This is a genomic window from Pseudomonas sp. SA233, from assembly GCF_054792385.1.
The window spans coordinates 1,405,781-1,426,928 of sequence record NZ_CP096449.1; the positions used below are offsets into that span (position 1 = coordinate 1,405,781).

21 protein-coding genes are annotated in these 21,148 nt (G+C 64.1%); 5 read left to right on the forward strand and 16 right to left on the reverse strand.

Annotation, left to right across the window (positions count from 1 at the left end; translation table 11 throughout):
- The first annotated feature begins 118 nt into the window (after positions 1 to 118).
- Complete coding sequence (locus M1D87_RS06545) at positions 119 to 1,081, forward strand: NAD(P)H-quinone oxidoreductase (protein ID WP_123084060.1); 963 nt, start codon at positions 119 to 121, stop codon at positions 1,079 to 1,081.
- 117 nt (positions 1,082 to 1,198) lie between these two features.
- Here M1D87_RS06545 and M1D87_RS06550 read toward each other — a convergent pair whose 3' ends face one another.
- The 6 genes from M1D87_RS06550 to M1D87_RS06575 all read right to left on the reverse strand — a co-directional run bounded on the left by M1D87_RS06550 (position 1,199) and on the right by M1D87_RS06575 (position 6,508).
- Entirely contained in the window at positions 1,199 to 1,852 is a 654-nt protein-coding gene (locus tag M1D87_RS06550; RefSeq protein WP_409280188.1) for an HAD family hydrolase, read from the reverse strand.
- A gap of 14 nt (positions 1,853 to 1,866) precedes the next feature.
- Entirely contained in the window at positions 1,867 to 2,856 is a 990-nt protein-coding gene (locus M1D87_RS06555; protein WP_123084059.1) for an ABC transporter ATP-binding protein, read from the reverse strand.
- Between the two features lies 1 nt (position 2,857).
- Complete coding sequence (locus M1D87_RS06560; RefSeq protein ID WP_013971414.1) at positions 2,858 to 3,652, reverse strand: ABC transporter permease; 795 nt, start codon at positions 3,650 to 3,652, stop codon at positions 2,858 to 2,860.
- Positions 3,642 to 4,493, reverse strand: a complete 852-nt coding sequence (locus M1D87_RS06565) for an ABC transporter permease (RefSeq protein ID WP_039614575.1) — start codon at positions 4,491 to 4,493, stop codon at positions 3,642 to 3,644. The genes M1D87_RS06560 and M1D87_RS06565 overlap by 11 nt, the downstream gene beginning before the upstream one ends.
- The gene (locus tag M1D87_RS06570; protein WP_013971416.1) at positions 4,490 to 5,296 is read right to left on the reverse strand and encodes an alkaline phosphatase family protein; all 807 of its coding nucleotides are present in this window, start codon (positions 5,294 to 5,296) and stop codon (positions 4,490 to 4,492) included. The genes M1D87_RS06565 and M1D87_RS06570 overlap by 4 nt, the downstream gene beginning before the upstream one ends.
- Before the next feature lie 147 nt (positions 5,297 to 5,443).
- Positions 5,444 to 6,508, reverse strand: a complete 1,065-nt coding sequence (locus tag M1D87_RS06575) for an ABC transporter substrate-binding protein (protein ID WP_024086428.1) — start codon at positions 6,506 to 6,508, stop codon at positions 5,444 to 5,446.
- Between the two features lie 315 nt (positions 6,509 to 6,823).
- Here M1D87_RS06575 and phnR point away from each other — a divergent pair, with 315 nt between their 5' ends.
- The gene (gene phnR, locus M1D87_RS06580; protein ID WP_054573875.1) at positions 6,824 to 7,537 is read left to right on the forward strand and encodes a phosphonate utilization transcriptional regulator PhnR; all 714 of its coding nucleotides are present in this window, start codon (positions 6,824 to 6,826) and stop codon (positions 7,535 to 7,537) included.
- 100 nt (positions 7,538 to 7,637) lie between these two features.
- On the opposite strand, the gene M1D87_RS06585 is transcribed toward phnR, so the two are convergent.
- The 7 genes from M1D87_RS06585 to minC form a co-directional block, all read right to left on the reverse strand.
- Positions 7,638 to 9,767, reverse strand: a complete 2,130-nt coding sequence (locus M1D87_RS06585) for a mechanosensitive ion channel family protein (RefSeq protein WP_013971419.1) — start codon at positions 9,765 to 9,767, stop codon at positions 7,638 to 7,640.
- Between the two features lie 44 nt (positions 9,768 to 9,811).
- Entirely contained in the window at positions 9,812 to 9,979 is a 168-nt protein-coding gene (locus tag M1D87_RS06590) for a hypothetical protein (protein ID WP_003260099.1), read from the reverse strand.
- A gap of 217 nt (positions 9,980 to 10,196) precedes the next feature.
- Positions 10,197 to 11,486: a M18 family aminopeptidase gene (locus M1D87_RS06595; RefSeq protein ID WP_123084058.1), complete on the reverse strand. Its 1,290-nt coding sequence runs from the start codon at positions 11,484 to 11,486 to the stop codon at positions 10,197 to 10,199.
- Positions 11,487 to 11,655: 169 nt separating this feature from the next.
- Positions 11,656 to 12,291, reverse strand: a complete 636-nt coding sequence (locus tag M1D87_RS06600; RefSeq protein ID WP_011532730.1) for an RluA family pseudouridine synthase — start codon at positions 12,289 to 12,291, stop codon at positions 11,656 to 11,658.
- A 155-nt stretch (positions 12,292 to 12,446) separates the two neighbouring features.
- Positions 12,447 to 12,701 carry a cell division topological specificity factor MinE gene (gene minE, locus M1D87_RS06605; RefSeq protein WP_003252572.1) on the reverse strand — a complete coding sequence of 85 codons (255 nt, stop codon included), beginning with the start codon at positions 12,699 to 12,701 and terminating at the stop codon, positions 12,447 to 12,449.
- A 3-nt stretch (positions 12,702 to 12,704) separates the two neighbouring features.
- On the reverse strand, positions 12,705 to 13,517 hold the full coding sequence (gene minD / locus M1D87_RS06610; protein ID WP_013971423.1) for a septum site-determining protein MinD: 813 nt from the start codon (positions 13,515 to 13,517) through the stop codon (positions 12,705 to 12,707).
- A 101-nt stretch (positions 13,518 to 13,618) separates the two neighbouring features.
- Entirely contained in the window at positions 13,619 to 14,377 is a 759-nt protein-coding gene (gene minC, locus M1D87_RS06615) for a septum site-determining protein MinC (protein WP_023660587.1), read from the reverse strand.
- 111 nt (positions 14,378 to 14,488) lie between these two features.
- Here minC and M1D87_RS06620 point away from each other — a divergent pair, with 111 nt between their 5' ends.
- On the forward strand, positions 14,489 to 15,424 hold the full coding sequence (locus tag M1D87_RS06620) for a lipid A biosynthesis lauroyl acyltransferase (RefSeq protein ID WP_024086430.1): 936 nt from the start codon (positions 14,489 to 14,491) through the stop codon (positions 15,422 to 15,424).
- 149 nt (positions 15,425 to 15,573) lie between these two features.
- Positions 15,574 to 16,722, forward strand: a complete 1,149-nt coding sequence (locus M1D87_RS06625) for a patatin-like phospholipase family protein (RefSeq protein WP_013971426.1) — start codon at positions 15,574 to 15,576, stop codon at positions 16,720 to 16,722.
- A gap of 79 nt (positions 16,723 to 16,801) precedes the next feature.
- Here the strand turns inward: M1D87_RS06625 and M1D87_RS06630 are convergent, their stop codons facing one another.
- Complete coding sequence (locus M1D87_RS06630) at positions 16,802 to 17,545, reverse strand: MlaA family lipoprotein (protein WP_043936071.1); 744 nt, start codon at positions 17,543 to 17,545, stop codon at positions 16,802 to 16,804.
- Between the two features lie 73 nt (positions 17,546 to 17,618).
- Positions 17,619 to 18,917 carry a serine/threonine protein kinase gene (locus tag M1D87_RS06635; protein ID WP_421091814.1) on the reverse strand — a complete coding sequence of 433 codons (1,299 nt, stop codon included), beginning with the start codon at positions 18,915 to 18,917 and terminating at the stop codon, positions 17,619 to 17,621.
- 189 nt (positions 18,918 to 19,106) lie between these two features.
- On the opposite strand from M1D87_RS06635, the gene M1D87_RS06640 reads away from it, so the two are divergent.
- Positions 19,107 to 19,475, forward strand: a complete 369-nt coding sequence (locus tag M1D87_RS06640) for a hypothetical protein (RefSeq protein ID WP_061550819.1) — start codon at positions 19,107 to 19,109, stop codon at positions 19,473 to 19,475.
- Between the two features lie 28 nt (positions 19,476 to 19,503).
- Here M1D87_RS06640 and M1D87_RS06645 read toward each other — a convergent pair whose 3' ends face one another.
- Complete coding sequence (locus M1D87_RS06645; RefSeq protein ID WP_096010056.1) at positions 19,504 to 21,069, reverse strand: glycoside hydrolase family 17 protein; 1,566 nt, start codon at positions 21,067 to 21,069, stop codon at positions 19,504 to 19,506.
- Positions 21,070 to 21,148: the final 79 nt, after the last annotated feature.

Consider the following 21,148-nt stretch of genomic DNA (forward strand, 5'->3'; position numbering starts at 1 on the left):
CACGCATAGTAGGCCGTCTTTTCTGTTCACCGGTTGCAAAAAACCGGATGCATACTGCAAAAAGCCTGGGGACTTGGCGTTCCCAGGCTCGGTCATATGATTCAACTATGGAGGCACTGTGAAGGCATTGCAAGGCGTTGACGGACATGTGGCTTGGGTCGAGGCCGAGCGCCCGGCCTGCGACGCGGGTCAAGTGCGCATTCGCGTGGCTGCTGCGGGGCTGAACCGCGCCGATCTGCTGCAGATGAAAGGTTTGTACCCACCACCGCCAGGCGCCAGCCCGTACATGGGCCTGGAGTGCTCCGGGGTGATCGAGGAAGTGGGGGCCGGTGCCGACTGGCGGGTGGGTGACCGGGTGTGCGCACTGCTGGCCAGCGGCGCCATGGCCGAGGAAGTGGTGGTGGATGCCCGCCACGTGCTGCCGGTGCCCGAAGGCCTGAGCCTGCACGAAGCGGCGGCGTTGCCGGAGGTATATGCCACTGCCTGGCTGAACATCTTCCAGCTGGGTGGCGTGAAAGCTGGCGAGAAGGTGCTGGTGCACGCTGGCGCCAGCGGCGTTGGCTCGGCCGCCATCCAGCTGTGCAAGGCGTTCGGCAGCCCGGTGTGGGTCAGCGTCGGTTCCCAGGACCGCCTGGCCTACTGCGAGGCGCTGGGCGCCGCCGGTGGTGTGGTACGTAACGAAAACCTGGAAGCGCTGGAAGGTTTTGGCCCGTTCGACGTGATTCTCGACCCGGTGGGCGCCAGCTACGGCGAGCTCAACCTCAAGCTGCTGGCGCGTGACGGGCGCTGGGTGATCATCGGTCTGATGGGCGGGCGCAAGTTCGAGCTGGACCTGGCACAGGTACTGGGCAAGCGCCTGGAGATTACCGGTTCCACGCTGCGTAACCGCGATGACGGCTTCAAGGCCGAGTTGCTGCGCGATTTGCAGCAGCAGGTTTGGCCGCTGTTTGCCGAAGGGCGCCTGTCGCCGCAGCTGGTGGATACCTACCCGGTGGAGTTTGCCCAGGCGGCGTATGCCGAGCTTGAGACCAACCAGGTGTCGGGCAAGCTGGTGATGGTGATCGACCCAGGCCTGGCTTGAGATTGCCGGGGCTGCTTTGCAGCCCATCGCGACACAAGGCCGCTCCTACAAGGGAATGCGATCTCCTGTAGGAGCGGCCTTGTGTCGCGAAAGGGGCGCAAAGCGCCCCCATGGCCCTCAAGTCCAGCTCAGAACCGGCCAGCCATTGATCTCGGCATGCTCCCGCAACACCGCATCCGGGTTCACCACATGCGGATGATCCACCTTCAGCAACAGCGGCAAATCGTTGCGCGAGTCGGAATAGAAAGTCGCGCCTTCCAGGTTCTCCTGCTCCTGGTCCAGCCATTCCAGCAACCGCGTGATCTTCCCTTCGCGGTAGGTCAGCACCCCGTGGGTCTTGCCGGTATAAACCCCGTTCACCGCCTCCAGTTCGATCGCCAGGTATTCGTCCACCCCCAGCCGCGCCGCAATCGGCCCGACCAGGTGCGTACCCGACGCCGAAATGATCAGGATGCGATCCCCGCGCTTGCGGTGCTCGGCAATGCAGCGGCAGGCGTCGCCGTAGATGATTGGCTCGATCACCTCTTCGACCCACGGTGCTACCAGGTGCTCGACCTCTTCCAGGGTGCGCCCGGCAATCGGCTCCAGGCTGAAGGCCATGTAGTCCTCCATCCGCAGGTGGCCCTTGCCATAGGCTTCCATCAACTCATGGTCGCGGCGCAGGAAGGTTTTGCCGTCGACCCAGCCCAGCCGGGCCATCTGCTCGCTCCACAGTGAGGCGCAGTCGCCGTGGATCAGGGTTTCGTCCAGATCGAAAATTGCCAGTGCCATGGTGTTGATTCTCCTTAGGCCACTTCCCGTAGCGCCGTGGGGTCGATCGACAAGCTTACCCGTTGCCCGTCCGCGTGCAGGTCGGACGGTGAGCGGTTGAGCACGTCGACCACCAGTTCCACCTCGCGCACCCGCACCCGGTAGCGGATCACGTTGCCCAGCAGGCTGTGGCTGCGCACTTCGGCGTCCAGTTCGCCGTTGACGCCCAGGGTGATCGACTCGGGGCGGATTGCCAGGCGGCTGGCTACCGGGCGCTGCAGCAGGCGGCTGGCGCTGTCGGCGTCGAGCAGGTTGTAGTTGCCGATGAAGCCGGCGGCAAACAGGTCCACCGGCGCGGTGTAGAGGGTTTCGGCATCGCCGCTCTGGACGATGCGCCCCTGGTTCATCAGGAAGATGCGGTCGGACATGGTCAGCGCCTCCTCCTGGTCGTGGGTGACGAAGATGGTGGTCAGCCCCAGCTCGCGCTGGATGGCGCGGATCTGCTCGCGCAGGTGCTTGCGGATGCGCGCATCCAGCGCTGACAACGGCTCGTCGAGCAGCAGCAAGCGCGGGCGGGTGACCAGCGAGCGGGCCAGGGCAACGCGCTGGCACTGGCCGCCGGACAACTGGTGCGGGTAGCGCCCGGCGAAGTTGCCCAGCTCCACCAGCTCCAGCGCCTCGCGTACCCGGGCCTGGCTTTCGTCGGCCTTGACCTTCTGCATGCGCAGGCCGAAGGCGACGTTCTGCTCCACGGTCATGTTGGGGAACAGCGCATAGCTCTGGAACACCATGCCGATGCCACGCTTTTGCGGGCTCAGCGGTACGATGTCATGGCCGTCGAGCAGGATCTGCCCACTGTCCACCGGGGTCAGCCCGGCGATGCAGCGCAGCAGCGTGGACTTGCCGCAACCGGACGGGCCAAGCAGGGTGACGAACTCACCGCGTTCGATATGGCAGTCGATGTTCTCGAACACCGGGCTGCCGGCGTAGCTTTTTTGCAGTTTCTGTACGCTGACGAAGCTCATGTCAGGTCTTGTCCTTGTTCAGGCGGTTGGCGACCCAGGTCAGCACCAGCACGAAGGCGAAGTACGAGATCACCAGCGCGCTGTTGAAGTGGCCGCTGCTGTTGCGCATGTTGTTCAGGTACACCTGCAGGGTCTCGTAGCGGGTGCCGACCAGCAGGTTGGCGAACACGAACTCGCCGAACAGGAACGAGAACGACAGCAGCAGTGCCACCATCAGGCCCTTGCGCAGGTTCGGCAGCACCACCAGCAGCGCCGCCTGCCAGGTGCTGGCGCCCAGCAGCTGGGCGGCGTCCATCAGGTCGCGCAGGTTGATCGCCTGCAGGTTGTTGGTAATGGCCCGGTACATGAACGGCAAGGCGATGGTGAAATAGCAGCCGATCAGGATCCACGGTGTACCGACCATGGCCATGGGCCCGCTGCCATATAGCTGCAGCAGCCCCACCGACGACACCACCGGCGGCACCGCGAACGGCAGCAGGATGAGGATGTTCATCAGCGCATCGAGCCTCGGGAAGTGGTAGTGCACCACGAACAGCAGCGGCAGGATCAGTACCACCGACAGCAGCAGCGCGCCCACGCACACCAGCAGCGACTGGCCGAAGGCGGCCAGGAAGCGCGGCTCGCTCCACAGCGCGATGTACCACTTGAAGGTCAGGCCGCTGGGCAGCAGGCTGGCCGACCAGCTGGTGGCCAGCGAGTAGAGCAGGGTGCCGGCCAGCGGCAGCAGCAGGATGAGGAACAGCAGGTAGACCACGGCGCGGTGGTACCAGCCGCCGGAACGGGCGTCAGCGCGCATGGTAGCTCCTTTTCAGCAGCCATTGGTGCACCACCGTGACCAGCGTCATCAGCCCCACCAGTACCATCGCCAGGGCGCTGGCCAGGTTGGGATCGAGGCTGATGTCACCGGCCACCAGGCCGGCGATGCGGATCGGCAGTACGTTGAAGTTGCCGGTTGTCAGCGCGTACACGGTGGCGTAGGCACCGAGGGCGTTGGCCAACAGGATGACGAAAGTGCCCAGCAGTGCCGGGGTCAGCACCGGCAGGCCGATGTGTCGCCAGAATTGCCAGTGGCTGGCCCCCAGCAGTGCGGCCGACTCGCGCCAGTCTTCGCGCAGTGCGTCGAACGCGGGGTACAGCAGCAACACGCCAAGCGGGATCTGGAAGTAGGTGTACACCAGGATCAGCCCGCTCTTGGAATAGATGCTGAAGTCCTCCAGCAGGCCGACCTGCTTCAGCAGCAGGGTCAGCGCGCCGTTGAAACCGAGCAGGATGATGAAGGCGAAGGCCAGCGGCACCCCGGCGAAATTGCTGGTCATGTTGGCGAAGGCGCTGACGAAGTCGCGCAGCTTCGAGTCCACCTGGCGCAGCGAGTAGGCGCCCAGGGTGGCGATGACGATGCCGAACAGGCTCGACCAGAAGCTGATCTCCAGGCTGCGTTGCAGGGCCTGCAGGTAGAACTTCGAGGCGAATACCTTGCTGAAGTTGTCCACGCCCCAACCCGCTTCCGATTGCAGGCTGTTGATCGCCACCCAGGCCAGCGGGGCGATCTGGAAGATGACGAAGAACACGGCGAACGGTAGCAGGCAGAGCAGGGCCAGGTAGCGGCCACGGGTGTTGCTGCTCTTGGGTGTGGTCACTTCAGCAGCTCCCGGCAGACGGTCTTGTCATGCGGCGCGCCGAGCAGCTCGCAGATGGTCCCGCACAACTCGGTCTGCAGCGGTTTGGCCGCAGGATCGAGGCTGAAGGCATCGCCGAAGACGAACAGCGGCACTTCGCGCTCCTCGGTCAGCAGGCCATTGTGCGAGCGGTCGTTGTTCATGCCGTGGTCGGCGGTGACCAGCACCTGGTAGCCCTCTTCGAGCCAGCCTGGCAGGTAGTCGGCCAGCAGGATGTCGGCGCTGCGCGCGGCGTTGCGGTACTGGCTGCTGTCCAGACCGTGGTGGTGGCCGACATCGTCGATGCTCATCGGGTGCACCAGCAGGAAATTGGGGGCGTGGCGGCGGCGCAGGTATTCGCCATCGGCCAGCAGGTGCGAATCGGGGTAACGGTCGTCCCAGTAGAACAGCCCGTGCTGGATCGGCAGCTTCGGTGCGTGGGTATGGCGGTCGCGCTGCGGGTCGAAGGGCGAGCGGTTGTACAGCTCGCTCATCCAGTGATAGGCCGCAGCCGCAGTGCCCAGGTTGGCCTCGCGGGCGTAGTGGAACACGCTGCGCTGGTTGGACAGACGGTTGACGTTGTTGTGCACGATGCCGCTGTCGATCGGCGGTACACCGGTGAGGATGCACTCGTACAGCGGCCGCGAAAGCGACGGCAGTTCGCATTCCACGCGGTACAGCGCGGCACGGTCGGCCTCGACGTAGGCGTGCAGGTGGCCCATGGCGTGATGCGCGACCTGGTAGTTGAGGCCGTCGAGCAGGACCAGGATGACGTTGTGTTGCATGGTGGCTCCAGTCATAAACCGCGTTGGCTTCTTCGCGGGTAAACCCGCTCCTACAGGGTCATGCGCCGGCCTTGAGGTGTGCGCTGTACCTGTGGGAGCGGGTTTACCCGCGAAAGGGCCCGTCCAGGCGCTAGAGAAACTAGCCCCTTACTCCATCTCGATGATCACCTGCTCTTGCCACATCTGCGGCAGTTTCTTCGAGCTCGCTTCCCAGGCCTCGGCATTCTTGATCGGCTGTGCAGCCTTGTACTGCTCGTTGGGCAGCAGCTTGGCCTGCACATCGTCCGGCAGCTTCAGGTGCTCGGCACGGATCGGCCGCGCATGCCCTTTGGCCAGGTTGATCTGCCCGGCATCGCTGAAGATGTATTCACGTGTCAGCTTGGCCGCATTCGGGTGCTTGGCGTACTTGTTGATGATGGTGGTATAGCCGGAGATCACCGAGCCATCCGACGGGATCAGCACTTCGAAACGCTTGGGGTCGATCTGTTCACGGTAGCTCAGGCCGTTGAAGTCCCACACCACGCCCACTTCCACCTCGCCCTTCTCCAGGGTCTGGATGGTCGGGTTGGCCAGCGACAGGCGCTTCTGCTGGGCCAGCTTGGTGAACAGTTGCAGGCCCGGTGCCAGGTTGGTCTCGTCACCCTTGTAGGCGATAGCCGCTGCCAGCACGCCGTTGGCGGCCTGGGCTGCGGTGCCGACGTCACCGATGGCAACCTTGTACTTGCCTTTTTCCAGGTCGTGCCAGGTCGTTGGCCGCTCGCCTTCCTTGACCAGGTCCTTGTTGATGATGAAGGCGATGGTGCCGGTATAGGCCAGCGCCCAGTGGCCGTCCTTGTCCTTGGCCCAGGTCGGCACCTGGTCCCAGGTGCTCGGCTTGTACGGTTGGCTCACGCCCTTGCTCACGGCGATCGGGCCGAAGGCGGCACCCACGTCGCCGATGTCGGCGCTGGCGTTGTCCTTCTCGGCTTCGAACTTGGCGATTTCCTGGGCCGAGCTCATGTCGGTGTCGCTGTGCTTGAGGCCGTACTTGCTGGCCAGGTCTTCCCAGGTGCCTTTCCAGTTGGCCCAGGCATCGGGCATGCCCACGCTGTTGACGTTGCCTTCCTTGCGGGCGGCGTCTTCCAGGGCCTTGAGGTCGGTATCGGCGGCCATTGCCGTGGTACACAGGGCGATGGCCGAACCGAGCAGTGACGCCATGAACAACTTTTTCATCCGAAGCTCCTTGGTGGGTGCCTTTAGCGATGGTTGTTATGAGTGAAGCCGTTGTCTGGTGACCGTTGGTCTAGGTCAGCAAACCTTGAGCCAAGGTAGGCTGCTTGCGTGACAGTTTGATGTAGGGAAGGGCCGGTGAAGGCCCTGAAGCTACAGCGTAGACCACGGAACCGCCCCGGTTCTGCTGGCTTGGCGCGTTTCTGGCAGTGTTTGGCCAAAGCCTTGTCACAGGATGTTCATCAGCCCTGCCTAGGCTTGCACTATTCTCCAAGTGCCCTGTTCTGGGGCTGGACTAGTCCAGATAGGTAACCTTTGATGCAGCCGATGCCACCGCGTGCGGTAACAGCCATCTGTCACGCCCTGCAGGAACAGATAGAGCACGGCCTGCTGGCGCCGGGCGGCAAGCTGCCGGCCGAGCGCAAGCTCAGCGAGGTGTTCGATACCACGCGCATTACCCTGCGTGAGGCGCTGGTGCAGCTGGAAGCCCAGGGGCTGATCTACCGCGAAGAGCGTCGCGGCTGGTTCGTCGCGCCCGAACGGCTGACCTACGACCTGATCGAGCGCAGCCACTTCCATGCCATGGTCCGCGACCAGGGGCGGGTGCCCAGTACCGAACTGTTGTCGGCGCGGCTGCAGCCGGCCTCGGCGGCCATCTGTGCGCGCTTGCAGCTGCCGGCGTTGTCCAGCGTGGTACGTATCTGCCGGTTGCGGCGGATCGATGGGCGGGCGGTGCTGTATGCCGAGCACTACCTCAACCCCAGGTACTTCCCGGAGATTCTCGAACAGGACCTTGCCCAGTCGCTGACCGAGATTTATGGGCGGGTGTATGGCATCCAGTATGGGCAGGTGTGCTTCGAGATCTTGCCGACGGCGTTGCCGGTGGAGGCGGCCAGTGCCTTGAAGGTGTCGGCGGGAAGCCCAGGGTTGCATATCACCCGGGTCAACAGTGACCAGCATGGGCACCTGATCGACTGCGACCTGGAGTATTGGCGGCATGATGCCATCCGCATCCGCGCCCAGGCGGGTTGAGGTGTTGGCTTCTTCGCGGGCTCGCCCGCTCCCACAGGGGCCGCACAGGTTTCAGCCTTTGCACAGTACTTGTGGGAGCGGGTTCACCCGCGAATAGGCCTTAACTGGAAGAACCGGCAGTCACTACCTGCACTGACAACCGTGGCGTTGCCAAATCCAGCCCGGCCTCATCCAGCTGCCGCTTCAACGCCAGGTTGAACGCCCGCGACACTTCCCACTGCTTGATCGGCGCAGTCTTGAACCGCGCTCGCAAAATCGCCGACCCCGACTCGAAGCTCTCCACCCCCTGCAGCTCCAGCGGCGACCAGATGTTGCGGCGCATCAGCGGGTCGTTGCGCAGCTTCTGCCCCACTTCGCGAATCAGCGTGATGGCCTGGTCGATGTTCATGCTGTGCGGGATCGCCACGCGGAAGATCGCGTAGCCGAACTCACGCGAGTAGTTCTTGATGCTCTTGATCTCGCTGAACGGGATGGTATGCACGATGCCGTCGATGTCACGCAGGCGTACGGTACGGATGGTCAGCCCCTCCACCGTGCCCAGGTGGCCGCCCACATCCACATAGTCGTCGATGGCCAGCGAGTCCTCGATGATGATGAACAAGCCGGTGATCAGGTCGGCCACCAGCGACTGGGCACCAAAGCCGATGGCCAGGCCGATCACACCGGCACCCGCCAGCAGCGGGGTGACGTTCATGCCCATGTTGGCCAGGGCGACGATCACCGCGATGATGAAGATGACCACGAACATCACATTGCGGATCAACGGCATCATGGTTTGCGCGCGGGCGTTGGCCAGGCCCCGGCGCGAACGCACCAGGGCGTGGTGCACGGCGGTGTCGGCAAGGATCCACACCAGCCAGGCGACGATCAGCGTGCCGGCCAGGCCCAGCAGGCGCACGCTTATGTCGTGACCGTCGCCTTCGGCGAAGCTGATCATCGACAGGCCCCACACACGCAGCCCCAGTTCAATGAACACCAGCCAGATGAACAGGTGCACCAGCAGGTAGCCGAAGTTGCGCAGGCGTTCGGCGTACACCGCCTGGCGCTTGCTGGCGCGCTTGGGGTTGGCGGCGTGGCGGCGCACCAGGCCGTTGAGCACCATGCACACCACCACCAGCACCGTGCACATCAGCGACTGGCGCAGGGCGGTGCTGGTGTCGCCGGCCGAGATAAAGGTAGCGAACAGCGAAATCGCCACCAGGATCAGTGCTGGCACGAACCAGAAGCTGCCGAGGATCTCGATGGTGTCGCTGAGGGTGCGCCGGGTCAGGCGCCGTGACAGCGGCTGGTTGCGGATCAGGTGGGCGATCGGGCGACGGAAGCGCAGGATGAACAGCCCGGTGCACAGCGCCGCGATCACGTTGGCCAGGGTGGCCAGGGCGTGGGCCAGGTGGGTGCCGAGGGCGACCATCAGGCGCGGGTCGCTCATCGCTTCGCCAAACGCGGCGAAACTGCCGATCAGCCACAGCGGGCGGAACGCCTGGTGGCGCAGGATGTACAGGGCGCGGTGGCGGTGGGGGCCGTCGAGCAGCGAGAAGGCGATCACGCAGATGGCCGAGAAGCAGGTGCCGACCACCAGTGCGTAGGCCAGCACCATGGCCAGCGACTTGCCCAGCGACGGCGGCAGCACGAAGCTCAGGTAAACGGTGAACACCAGCGCCACCAGCCATGGGCCCAGCTTGCGCAGGGCAAAGCGCACCAGGTCCCAGGTGCGTGGGTGCTGCGGCAGTTCCTCGCTCAGGCCAAAACGCAGGCGTACCCGATGCCCTACCCAGTTGAAGGCGTAGGCCAGCACGCTCCAGACGGCGATGACGGCGGCAAAGCCGAACAGAATGGCCGGCCACTGGTGCACCGGCACCATCAACTCGGTCAGTTCGGCCTGGGCCTGTTCGATTTCCGCGGCCCAGCGATGGAACGGGCTGGCATCGCCGCTGAACTGCTTTTCGAAGTCCTGCAGGGCGCCGCCGATCAGGCCGAGCACGCCCTGTTCGACGGTGGGTTGCGATTGCCTGGTGGCGTCGCGCAGCTTTTTCAGGTCGGCCAGCAGCTTGGCCCGCTGCTGGTCGTTTTCCAGGTTCTTGATCACCTCGTCCAGCGACTTGCCCAGCGGTTCGCTGGCTTCTGGCTGCGCGGGCGCGCTGCCACCCAGCAGGCCTGGCAGGCCCGCAGCCTGTAACGGGGTGACAAACAGGAACAGCAGCAGGAACAGGCAACGCAGGAGAGCAGGCACTGGCAAAACTACCTCAGGTCAAACGATTGACCGAGTGTAGAGGTTCACGACGGCAGTTGCTCCAGGATTTTCCAGCAGGTGAGGCCGAAGATACCCAGTGTGCCGACCCACATCATCACAACGCCGATATTGCGCTCGCGCAGGCTGAAACCGATGGTCAGCAGCAACAGGAACAGAAACACCGGCACGAACAGGGACAGGAACGGGGACATGGACAGCAATCCTTTTGCAGTGGGGCCATGTAACAAGCATAGCGGGTGGCAGACGAAGCGGGATTGACCTTGAGCACTGAACCAGGCAACGACGCTCTCTGTAGGAGCAGCCTTGCGCTGCGAAGAGGCCAGTACACCCCAAGCATCCCTGCTGGTTGTACCGGCCTCTTCGCAGCGCAAGGCTGCTCCTACAAAGGGCGGGGTGGTCTTCAGGATCTCAAGGCAACTCGCGGCAACGGTAGAAGGCGCTCAGCACCTTCACCAGGTGCGCCAGGTCATGGCTGCCGCACAGTTCGCGAATCGAATGCATGGCAAAAGTCGGCAAGCCGATATCCACCGTACGCACGCCCAGGTGGCTGGCGGCAATCGGCCCGATGGTCGAACCACAGCCCATGTCGCTGCGTACCACGAAGCTCTGCACCGGCACTTCTTCGGCCATGCACAGGTGACGGAAGAACCCGGCGGTTTCGCTGTTGGTAGCGTAGCGCTGGTTGTTGTTCACCTTGATTACCGGCCCGGCGTTGAGCTTGGGCCCGTGGTTGCCGTCGTGCTTGTCGGCGTAGTTGGGGTGCACGCCGTGGGCGTTGTCGGCCGACACCATCAACGAGCGCTGGATGGTGCGCACGTAGGCGTCGCCATCCGGCAGCAGGCGTTGCAGGGTCTGCTCCAGCATCGGCCCGTCGGCGCCACAGGCCGAGCAGCTGCCGACTTCTTCATGGTCGTTGCACACCAGTACGCAGGTCTCGTCGCTGTCGGCGGCCAGCAGTGCCTGCAGGCCGGCATAGCACGACAACAGGTTGTCCAGGCGCGCGCCGGCGATGAAATCACCGTTCAGGCCGACCAGTGCGGCGTCCTGAGTGTCGTAGAAGCTCAGCTCGTAATCCAGCACCACGTCGGCGATCAGCTCGTGCTCGCGGGCCAGTTGCTCGGTGAGCAGGGCGCGGAAGTCGATGCGCTCGTCACCCGCCACCTGGGCCAGGATCGGCGGCAGCTCGTTCTGCGGGTTGATCGCCCAGCCTTCGTTGGCGGTGCGATTGAGATGGATGGCCAGGTTGGGGATGATCGCGATCGGCAGCTTGAAGTCGATCAGCTGGCTTTCGACCTTGCCGTCACGGCGGTAGGTGACCCGGCCGGCCAGCGACAGGTCGCGGTCGAACCATGGCGCCAGCAGGGCGCCGCCATAGACTTCGACGCCCAGTTGCAGGAAGCCCTGGCGCTGCAGCTCGGGCTGCGGCTTGACCCGCAGGCACGGGCTGTCGGTGTGGGCACCGACCATGCGGATGCCGTTCAGCAACGGTGCCTGCTTGCCCAGCTTGATGGCGATGATCGTCGAGTCGTTACGGGTGACGTAGTAGCGACCGCCAGGCACCGTGGCCCAGCTGTCGCGCTCGTCCAGGCGCTGGTAGCCGGCAGCTTCCAGGCGCTGGGCCAGGCTGGCGGTGGCATGGAAGGGCGTGGGGGAGGCCTTGAGGAAGTCGATAAGGCCAGAATTCAGTGCGTCGCGCATAGCTCACTCCAGACAGCAGTGGCGCGAGTTTAGCGTATTAGGTCGACAAATTGTGCCTGCCTCTTCGCGGCTGAAGCCGCTCCCACAGGTACTGCACAACCGTCGAAAGCGGTGCGGTCCCTGTGGGAGCGGCTTTAGCCGCGAAGAGGCCAGTACAGGCTGTACACAATCAGAAGGGCGCAGGGCACTCGAACTTCAACCGCTCACCGGACACCGGGTGGGTAAAGCTCAGCATCGAGGCATGCAGGCACAACCGCTCATGGGCAGCCAGTGCCTCGGGGTTGGCATACAGCCGGTCGCCCAGCAGCGGGTGCCCGATCGACAGCATGTGCACGCGCAACTGGTGCGAACGCCCGGTAATCGGTGTCAGCTCTACCCGGCAGTAATCACCGCAGCGCTCGACGATGCGCCAGAAGGTCAGCGCATGCTTGCCCTGCTCGTGGTCCACCACATGTCGTGGCTTGGTCGGCGGGTCGTAGCGCAGCGGCAGGTCGATGCTGCCGCTGTCCAGCGCCGGCTGGCCCCAGCACAGCGCGGTGTAGGCCTTTTCGGTTTCGCGGTCGTGGAACTGGCGCGACAGCTCACGGTGGCTGTCGGCATCCCGTGCCAGCAGGATGATGCCGGAAGTTTCCCAGTCCAGGCGGTGCACGATCAGCGCGTCGGGGTAGCCGTTTTCCTGCAGGCGAGTGATCAGGCAGTCCTTGTTGTCCTCGGCGCGGCCGGGTACCGACAGCAGCAGGGTCGGTTTGTTGATCACCAGGATGGCGGCGTCTTCGTGCAGGATCTGGATGTTGGACAGCGGCATTGCAGTATCTCTGTGATATCGGGGAAAACCATCGGGGCCGCCTTGCGGCCCATTCGCGGCACAAGGCCGCTCCTACAAGGAAATGCGTACCCCTGTAGGAGCGGCCTTGTGCCGCGAATGGGCTGCAAGGCAGCCCCGATGGCCAATTGCGCGGATCAGCGATCCGGCAAGGTGATGTTCAGCTCCAGAATCGAGCAGCTACCCTGGTTTTCCAGCTCGATATGCACATCATCGTTGCCGATGTTCACATATTTGCGGATCACTTCCAGCAGTTCTTTCTGCAGCGCTGGCAGGTAGTCCGGTTCGCTGCGTTGGCCGCGCTCGTGCGCCACGATGATCTGTAGACGCTCTTTCGCTACCGACGCGCTGGTCTGTTTCTGTCTGCCACGAAAGAAGTCAAAAAGGTTCATGGTTTACTTGCCTCCAAACAGGCGCGCGAAGAATCCTTGCTTCGGCACTTCGATGAACCGCAGGGGCTTTTCTTTGCCCAGCAGACGGTCGACGGTATCGCTATAGGCCTGGCCGGCATCGCTCTGGTCGTCGAGGATGACCGGGATACCCTGGTTGGAAGCCTTGAGCACTGCCTGGCTCTCGGGGATCACACCCTTGAGCTTGATCGCCAGGATCTCTTCGACGTCGGCGATGCTCAGCATTTCGCCCTTTTCCACGCGCTCCGGATGGTAGCGGGTGATCAGCAGGTGTTCCTTGATCGGCTCTTCGCCGTTCTCGGAGCGGCGCGACTTGCTCGACAGGATGCCCAGCATGCGGTCGGAGTCTCGTACCGAGGATACCTCGGGGTTGGTGACCACGACGGCTTCGTCGGCAAAGTACATGGCCAGGTGTGCGCCTTTCTCGATACCGGCCGGCGAGTCGCAGATGACGAAGTCGAAGTCTTTCTTCAGCTCCATCAGGACCTTTTCCACGCCTTCCTGGGTCAGCGCGTCCTTGTCACGGGTCTGGCTGGCGGCCAGCACGTACAGGTTCTCGAGGCGCTTGTCCTTGATCAGGGCCTGTTGCAGGTTGGCTTCGCCGTTGACCACGTTGACGAAGTCGTACACCACGCGGCGTTCGCAGCCCATGATCAGGTCGAGGTTACGCAGGCCCACGTCGAAGTCGACGATGACGGTCTTGTGGCCACGCAGTGCGAGGCCGGTACCAATGGCGGCGCTGGTGGTGGTCTTGCCCACACCCCCCTTGCCGGAAGTAACCACGATAATCTTGGCCAAGGTGTTTCACCCCTAAAATAATCGGGACACACGTCCCTGCAAAAATACAAATAAATGGCAACGGTAAGAAAAGTTGCACTAAAAATGCTGGCAAGTATCCGTTAAAGACGGGTGATGTTCAACACGTCGCCAGACAGGCTGACTTGCACGCCGGTGCCCCACAGCGGGTCGCGGCGCAGGTCCTCGCAGACCTTGTACTGGCCGGCGATGGAGACCATTTCGGCGGTCATCTGCTGACAGAAGATACGTGCCTTGGTATTGCCTTTGATGCCGGCCAGGGCGCGGCCGCGCATGGCGCCGTACACATGGATGTTGCCATCGGCCAGAAGTTCCGCCCCCGGGCTGACCGAAGCGGTCACCACCAGGTCGCCGCCCTGGGCGTAGATCTGCTGGCCGCCACGTACTGGCGCAGTGATGATGCGGGTCGGGCGCACCTCGGGTTCGAGGATTGGTGGCGGGACAGGGGCTGGCTCGGGCTTCTTCACCTCGGGTTCGGGCTCCAGCGGCCGTTCGCGCGCGCCGGATGGCGGCAGCACCGGCAGGTCGATGGCGATGGCGGCGGCGATGTCCTCGATGCGGTTGGCACGGATGGCCAGGGTACGCAGGCCGTGGTGGCGGCAGATCCGCATCAAGCCGGGCAGGTCGATTGCCCCCTCGTCGGCCGGCAGCTTGTCCAGCGCCAGCACCAGTGGCGTGTTGCTGAAGAAGTTCGGTGCCTGGGCGACTTTGGCCGCCAGTTGGCGGTCGAGGGCTTCAAGGTCATTGCGCGCCAGCTCCAGCACTGTAATGGCGAGCATGCTGCCCTTGAGCTGGAACACGGAGGCGGTGTCGGGTGTGTGGTTTGGGCTCATGGTCTGCATAGACGGCTTGTTGCGAAAAAAGTGCCCTGACTTATAACGATAAGACCGGTTGCCCGCAACATGCGCTGATCCGTTGTAGAATGCGCGGCCTTTGTCTTTCCGGAAGCTTCAATGGAACGCCCGCGTTTTCGTCCCTATTTCCTTCACCCACGTTTCTGGGGCCTGTGGCTGGGCCTGGGCCTGCTGTGGCTGGTGGTCCAGTTGCCGTACCGGGTCCTGTTGAAAGTCGGTGCCGCGCTGGGAGCGGTGATGTACCGCTTTGCCGGTGAGCGGCGGCGCATTGCCGCGCGCAACCTGGAGCTGTGCTTCCCGGAGCTGTCGGTCGACGAACGGCAGCGCCTGCTCAAGGCCAACTTCGCCTCCACCGGTATCGCCTTCTTCGAAATGGCCATGAGCTGGTGGTGGCCCAAGGCCCGGCTGGCGCGCCTGGCCCATGTCGAGGGGCTGGAGCACCTGCAGGCCGCCCAGCAGGCGGGGCAGGGGGCCATTCTGATGGCGGTGCACTTCACCACCCTGGAGATCGGCGCCGCACTGCTGGGCCAGCAGCACACCATCGACGGCATGTACCGCGAGCACGGCAACCCGCTGTTCGACTTCATCCAGCGCAGCGGCCGCGAGCGGCATAACCTCGACTCGCTGGCGGTGGAGCGCGAGGACGTGCGCGGCATGCTCAAGCTGCTGCGTTCGGGCCGGGCGATCTGGTACGCACCCGACCAGGACTACGGCGCCAAGCAGAGCCTGTTCGTGCCGCTGTTCGGCATCCCGGCGGCGACGGTGACCGCTACCACCAAGTTTGCCCGGTTGGGCAAGGCGCAGGTGATTCCGTTCACCCAGAAGCGCCTGGAGGACGGCAGCGGCTATCGCCTGGTGATCCACCCGCCGCTGGCGGATTTCCCCGGGGAGAGCGAAGAGGCTGACTGCCTGCGAATCAACCAGTGGGTGGAAAGCGTGTTGCGCGAATGCCCCGAGCAGTACCTGTGGGCGCACCGCCGGTTCAAGTCGCGACCCGAAGGGGAGCCGCGGCTGTATGACAAGAAAAAGCGCTGAATTTTGTTTTGCCTGTGCCGGCCTATTCGCGGGTGAACCCGCTCCCACAGGTATTGCACAGCCTTCAAGGCCGGTGAAGAACCTGTAGGAGCGGGTTTACCCGCGAAAGGGCCAGCACTGACAGCACATCAACCCCAGGAAGGACTCCAATGGCCCCACCCCCGGTAACCGGTCTTATCCTTTCTGGCGGCGGCGCCCGCGCCGCCTACCAGGTGGGCGTGCTGGCCGGCATTGCCGAGTTGCTGCCCGCTGGCGCGCACAACCCGTTCCCGGTCATCGTCGGCACCTCCGCCGGGGCCATCAACGCCGTCACCCTGGCCAGCGGCGCCACCCATTTCAGCGATGCCGTACAACGGCTCACCGCCTTCTGGCAGAACTTCCGCAGCCACCTGGTCATCCGCAGCGACTGGCCCGGTGTGGTCCGCCAGGCCAGCCGCTTCGTCGCCCACAACCTGCTGGGCGTGGGTGGCCCGGCGCCAGTGGCGCTCCTGGACAGCAGCCCATTGCGCGGCTTGCTGCAGGCGCACCTGAACCTGGACGGCATCGCCCACTCCCTGGCCGCCGAGCAACTGCGCGCCGTCGCGGTGACCGCGTTTGGCTACGAGTCCGGCCAGGCGGTGACCTTCTACCAGGGCCGCGGCACCATCGAAGCCTGGTTGCGCCATCGCCGTATCGGCATGCCCACGCCATTGACCATCGATCATCTGCTGGCCAGCGCGGCCATCCCGTTGCTGTTCGCCCCGGTGCGGCTGGGTGATGAATATTTCGGCGATGGTGCGGTGCGCCAGTCGGCACCGATCAGCCCGGCCCTGCACCTGGGCGCCAGCCGGGTACTGGTGGTCGGGGTCAGCGGCAACCCGCAGCGGCCGGCGCCACCGCTGCCTACCCAGCGGGTGTTCAGCGGGCAGCAGCCGAGCCTGGCGCAGATCGGCGGGCACATGCTCAACAGTACGTTCATTGACAGCCTGGAAGACGACATCGAGCTGCTGCAGCGCCTCAACCACCTGAGCCACCTGTTGCCGGCGCACCTGGACGCCCGGCGCCTGGGCCTGGCGCCGATCGACGTGCTGGTGGTGGCGCCCAGCCAACCGCTGGACGAGATTGCCGCGCGACATCGGCGCGAGTTGCCGGCGGCGTTGCGCATGTTCCTGCGTGGGCCGGGGGCGACGCGTACCAGCGGGGCGGGGGTGTTGAGCTATTTGCTGTTCGAGGCCAGTTACTGCAGCGAGCTGATAGAGCTGGGGCGAAAGGATGCCTTGGCCAAGAAGCGGGAGCTTTGCCAGTTCCTGGGGATTTGATGTTGCTTGTGCCGGCCTCTTCGCGGGTAAACCCGCTCCCACAGGGATCGCACGATACCCGCGAAGAGGCCTGGCCTGCCTACTCGGCTATCTGCAACTTGCGCGCCTGGGTATACACATACCGCACCTTCTCGTACTCGAACGGCGAGTTGAGCTGGCCATAGCGGAATTTGGTGCTGTAGCGCTTGTCCACCACGCGCAGCACGGAGATTTCCGGGTGGTCGCTGCTGGCTTCGGCCACGTTCAGGTAGTTGATCGCCTGTTCGCCTGCATAGTCCACCACCAGCCCGGTGGTATCGCGCAGGTTCGAAGGCCCCAGCACCGGCAGCATCAGGTACGGCCCGTCCGGTACGCCATAGAAGCCCAAGGTCTGGCCAAAGTCTTCACTTTGCCGCGGCAGGCCCATCTTGGTTGCCGGGTCCCAAAGCCCACCCACGCCGATGATGGTGTTGAACATCAGCCGCGCGGTGATCTCGGCCGAGCGCTTGGCCTTGAGCTGCAACACGCTGTTGAACAGGTTTGGCACGTCGCCCAGGTTGTTGAAGAAGTTGGTCACCCCGGTGCGCACGAAGCGCGGGGTGACGTACTGGTAGCCGCTTACCATCGGCAGCAGCACCCATTGGTCCAGACGGTAGTTGAAGTGATAGACGCGCCGGTTGATCGACTCCAGCGGGTCGTACACGTTCAGCGCTTGCAGGGTGGAGCGCTCGAACTCGCGCTGGTCCAGCCCCGGGTTGAATTTCAGCTCACGCAGCGGGTCAAGGAAACCATCGGTCTCCGGCGCCAGTGGCGCTTCGGTGACTTGCGGGTCGGCCTCGACCACGCTGGCGCGGGGGGCGGTTTCGGCAGCCAGGGCGTGGCCGGCGGCGAACAGGGCAGTGGCGAAGAGGAGTTTGTTAACCACGGAAGAACTCCAGCATGGCGTCACTGTTGACGCGGTAATTGAGGTTGCCGCAATGGCCGCCATGGGGGTAAAGGGTCAGACGCTCACCGAACACCTTGCGCAGGAAGCCGATGTCACCAGGGCCGAGGATGACGTCGTCGGCGTTGTGCATCACGGCGATCTTGTCGCTGCTGCTCAGGTAGTCTTCCAGCGCATACAGGCTGACCTGGTTGACCAGTTGCAGGATGCTGTTGCCGTCGGTACGGGCGCGCCACATGGGGATGACCTGCTCGGTCATGTAGCAGTCGAAGTCGCACTGCAGGGCACGCTTGAAAAATGGCGTGAGGCTGCTGCCCTCGGTGATCGGGAACTTCGGCGGAATGATCAGGCCGCGGCGGTTGATCAGGTCGGAGGTGAAGGCAATATCGGCCGCCGAGAAGCGGAACGAGGTGCCGATCAGCATGGCCATCTGCTCGTTGGACAGGTGCTGGCGCGACTGCTGGAAGTCGTACAGCAAGGCCTCATTGAGGTCGATGTAGCCCTTTTCCTGGAAGTAGCGGGTCAGCTTGGCCAACATCAGCTCGTAGAACGTGGTGCTGCGGTCGATGCCCTTGACCTGGGTCTGCACCAGCTTGTCCAGGTTGTTGATCGAGGTGTACAGGTTGACCGGCGGGTTCAGCAGCAGTACACGCTTGAAGTTGAAGCTGCGGCGGGTTTCGTCCAGGTGGCTGACAAAGGCAGCGTCGAGTGCGCCCAGGCTGTAGCCGGTGAGGTAGAACTCGCTGATCGGCAGGCGCGGGTGCTGGGCACGCACGGCCTGCATCACCCGGTACATGTCTTCGGCATCCACCTGGCTGACGCCTGGGGTGGCGAAGCGCGAGGCGGCGCTCATGAAGTCGTAACTGGTTGGCGACGACAGCTGCACCACGTGGAAGCCGGCCTGGTAGAACAGCTTCTTCAGGTATTCGTTGATGCTGCTGGTGTAGGGCGCACCGGTGCCGGCGATGATGAAGATCAGCGGCGCCTCGCGGTCCTGGCGGGCCAGACGGTACTTGAGCTTTTTCACCGCCCAGAAATTGTCCGGCAGAGTGAATTCACGGTCCGGGCGCAGGTTGAGGCTGTAGTCGGACTGGTTGATTTCATCATCTTCGGGCAGGGTGGGGCGCTGGTCCGGTGGCGTGGTGGCGATGGTTGCCTCGAACGGGTTGGTCAAGGGAAAACCATAGCTCGCGGCGTCGATATCCCGCGCCGAAGCGGCCACAGCCATGAGCAGGCCACCGAGCAAGGCAGCGAGGCGCAAAGATCGAAGCATGTAATCCCCCAAAAGAACGCAAGGTCGAGCAGTGTGAGGCTAGGACCACAACGGGCCGGGCAAAGTTGCCAGGTGCGGTGGTCTTTGGTGTGCTTGTTATCTGCAACATAGCTGCAGGGATGTGATTTTGCCTTACAACTGGGCATAAGCGATCATGGATGCTTTCGATTACCGCTATTGGAGAGCTGGATGTCTCGTTCGCTGCCGGCTGCGCTGCTTGTGCTGTTTCTGGGGCTCTGGCTTGCTGCCAGTTATGGCGTGCGCTATGGGCTGATGGAGGACGGGCAGTGGGTGGGGCTGTGCACGGCGCCGGCGGCGTACTGGCAGTGTGAGGTGCGGTCTTTGCTGGGGTTGGGCATTCATCATCAGGTGATGGCCTGGAGCGGGCTGGGGCTGGCGCTACTGGCGCAGGTCGTTGCCGGCCGTGGCGGCTGGTGGCTGGCGGTGGTGGCGTTGGTGTTCGCGGTGCCGGCACTGGTGCTGTATACCGCCAGCATTGCCGTGTTCGCGCTGGTGCTGGCGGGGTTGCGGTTGGTCAGGTTGCCGGATCAAGGCTGAAAGGGGCCGCAAAGCGGTCCCAAGGATATCAGGCCGGGCGCAGCCGCAAGCTCCGCCACAAGGCCGCGGTCATCAGCACACTCACCCCGGCCCACCCCCAGGCCTGTTGGTTCTCCAACCCTTCCACAAACAACTGCGGCGCCACCCCGGCACCGACGATGAACGCCAGTAACGCTACCTCTGCACGCCGCGCCCGCACCGGCCACACTGCAAACACCAGCGCCGGCAACGCCAACGCTGCGCTGGGGAAGCTGCGGTAGCGTGGGTCGAACACCATCGCCAGCATGCTCACCGCCGCGGCAAAACCCGCCGCCAGCAACAGCCAGCCGGCCCGCGCCTGCAACCAGGCGTACAGGCGCTCGCGCCAGCCCGCGCGCCGTGCCAGGGCCAGCACGGCATGGGCCAGCACCAACAGGTTCAGCCCTGCCAGCAGCACCGCCCACAGCCACTCCCCGGCAAAGCGCGCATGGGTGCGCATCAGCTCGCCCCAAAGCCCCAGGCAGCCTGCCCCAAACGCTGCCAGCAACGGCAGCAGCATGGCCGCCGCCGGGGTGGCCGGGCGCCCGGCAAGCATCAGCATCAGCACCATTAGCACAGCACTGGCCAGCAACCACTGCGGCCAGTAAGGCAGGTTGCTCACCGGCCCTTCGAGTACGCCCTTGTCCTGCCGGTCGGCATCGTAAAGCCCCCAGTAGCCGCCAACCGCCCCCTCATTGGCGCGCTTCCATGGCTGGTCGAACGCCTCGATCAGGTTGTAGTGCCAGCCGTTGCTTTCGGCCATGGCCACGAACCCGCGAATGAAGCGCGCCTCGTTGACCCGGCTGGGCTGTGCGGTTTCGCGCTGGCGGCCTTCGCTGGGCCAGCCGGTTTCACCGATCAGAATGTCCTTCGGCGCGAAGCGCGTGCCGAACACCCGGCGCACATCGGCGACGTGGGCCAGGGCTTCGTCGATGCCCCGCGGGTCGTCTTCCCAGTAAGGCAGCAAGTGGATAGTCAGGAAGTCCACCGCAGGCGCTACCTGCGGGTGCTGCAACCAGAATTCCCACACATCGGCGTAGGTTACCGGCACCTTGACCTGGCTTTTCACCCGGGCGATCAGCGTGGCCAGGTGCGCGCCAGTCACTTCCTTGCGCAGCAGCGTCTCGTTGCCGACGATCACCGCGCTGACCACGTCGGGGTTGGCATTGGCGGCGGCGATCAGTAGCTCGATTTCTTTCTCTGTGTCGGCCGGGTGGGCGTTGACCCAGGCACCCAGCATCACTTTCAGGCCATGCTTGCGTGCCAGCGCCGGAATTGCCTCAAGACCGGTCTGGGAATAGGTACGGATGCACTGGAAACGCTCGGCCAGCAACGCCAGGTCGGCATCCATGCGGGCCGGGCGCAGGCGCAACGGCTGGTCGTAGGGCGACTGGTCCTTGTCGAACGGGGTATACGAGGCGCATTGCAGCTTGTGCGTCGGGCTGGCCGCATCCGGCAGTTGCACCGGCTTGCCAAGCCCGTACCAGAGCCCTCCGAGCCCGAGCAGGGCGAGCAGGCAGGCAAGCAGGTACAACGGCAGCAGCAGGCGGGTAGAACTGGGCATCGGGCGGTCCATCGTCAGGTGCAAAAGGGTAGATAGTAGCCCGGCGCCAAACTTTTGGCATGCAAGGATCGCGCAGGGCGGCATAGGCCGA

Coding starts and splice junctions, on each gene's coding strand:
- M1D87_RS06590 (WP_003260099.1), bottom strand. CDS start 9,979: ATGTCCCCGTTCCTGTCCCTGTTCGTGCCGGTGTTTCTGTTCCTGTTG.
- M1D87_RS06620 (WP_024086430.1), top strand. CDS start 14,489: ATGGAACGCCCGCGTTTTCGTCCCTATTTCCTTCACCCACGTTTCTGG.
- phnR (WP_054573875.1), top strand. CDS start 6,824: ATGCAGCCGATGCCACCGCGTGCGGTAACAGCCATCTGTCACGCCCTG.
- M1D87_RS06570 (WP_013971416.1), bottom strand. CDS start 5,296: ATGCAACACAACGTCATCCTGGTCCTGCTCGACGGCCTCAACTACCAG.
- M1D87_RS06550 (WP_409280188.1), bottom strand. CDS start 1,852: ATGGCACTGGCAATTTTCGATCTGGACGAAACCCTGATCCACGGCGAC.
- M1D87_RS06560 (WP_013971414.1), bottom strand. CDS start 3,652: ATGCGCGCTGACGCCCGTTCCGGCGGCTGGTACCACCGCGCCGTGGTC.
- M1D87_RS06600 (WP_011532730.1), bottom strand. CDS start 12,291: ATGCCGCTGTCCAACATCCAGATCCTGCACGAAGACGCCGCCATCCTG.
- M1D87_RS06635 (WP_421091814.1), bottom strand. CDS start 18,917: ATGCTTCGATCTTTGCGCCTCGCTGCCTTGCTCGGTGGCCTGCTCATG.
- minC (WP_023660587.1), bottom strand. CDS start 14,377: ATGCAGACCATGAGCCCAAACCACACACCCGACACCGCCTCCGTGTTC.
- M1D87_RS06595 (WP_123084058.1), bottom strand. CDS start 11,486: ATGCGCGACGCACTGAATTCTGGCCTTATCGACTTCCTCAAGGCCTCC.
- M1D87_RS06640 (WP_061550819.1), top strand. CDS start 19,107: ATGTCTCGTTCGCTGCCGGCTGCGCTGCTTGTGCTGTTTCTGGGGCTC.
- M1D87_RS06575 (WP_024086428.1), bottom strand. CDS start 6,508: ATGAAAAAGTTGTTCATGGCGTCACTGCTCGGTTCGGCCATCGCCCTG.
- M1D87_RS06625 (WP_013971426.1), top strand. CDS start 15,574: ATGGCCCCACCCCCGGTAACCGGTCTTATCCTTTCTGGCGGCGGCGCC.
- minE (WP_003252572.1), bottom strand. CDS start 12,701: ATGAACCTTTTTGACTTCTTTCGTGGCAGACAGAAACAGACCAGCGCG.
- M1D87_RS06645 (WP_096010056.1), bottom strand. CDS start 21,069: ATGGACCGCCCGATGCCCAGTTCTACCCGCCTGCTGCTGCCGTTGTAC.
- M1D87_RS06555 (WP_123084059.1), bottom strand. CDS start 2,856: ATGAGCTTCGTCAGCGTACAGAAACTGCAAAAAAGCTACGCCGGCAGC.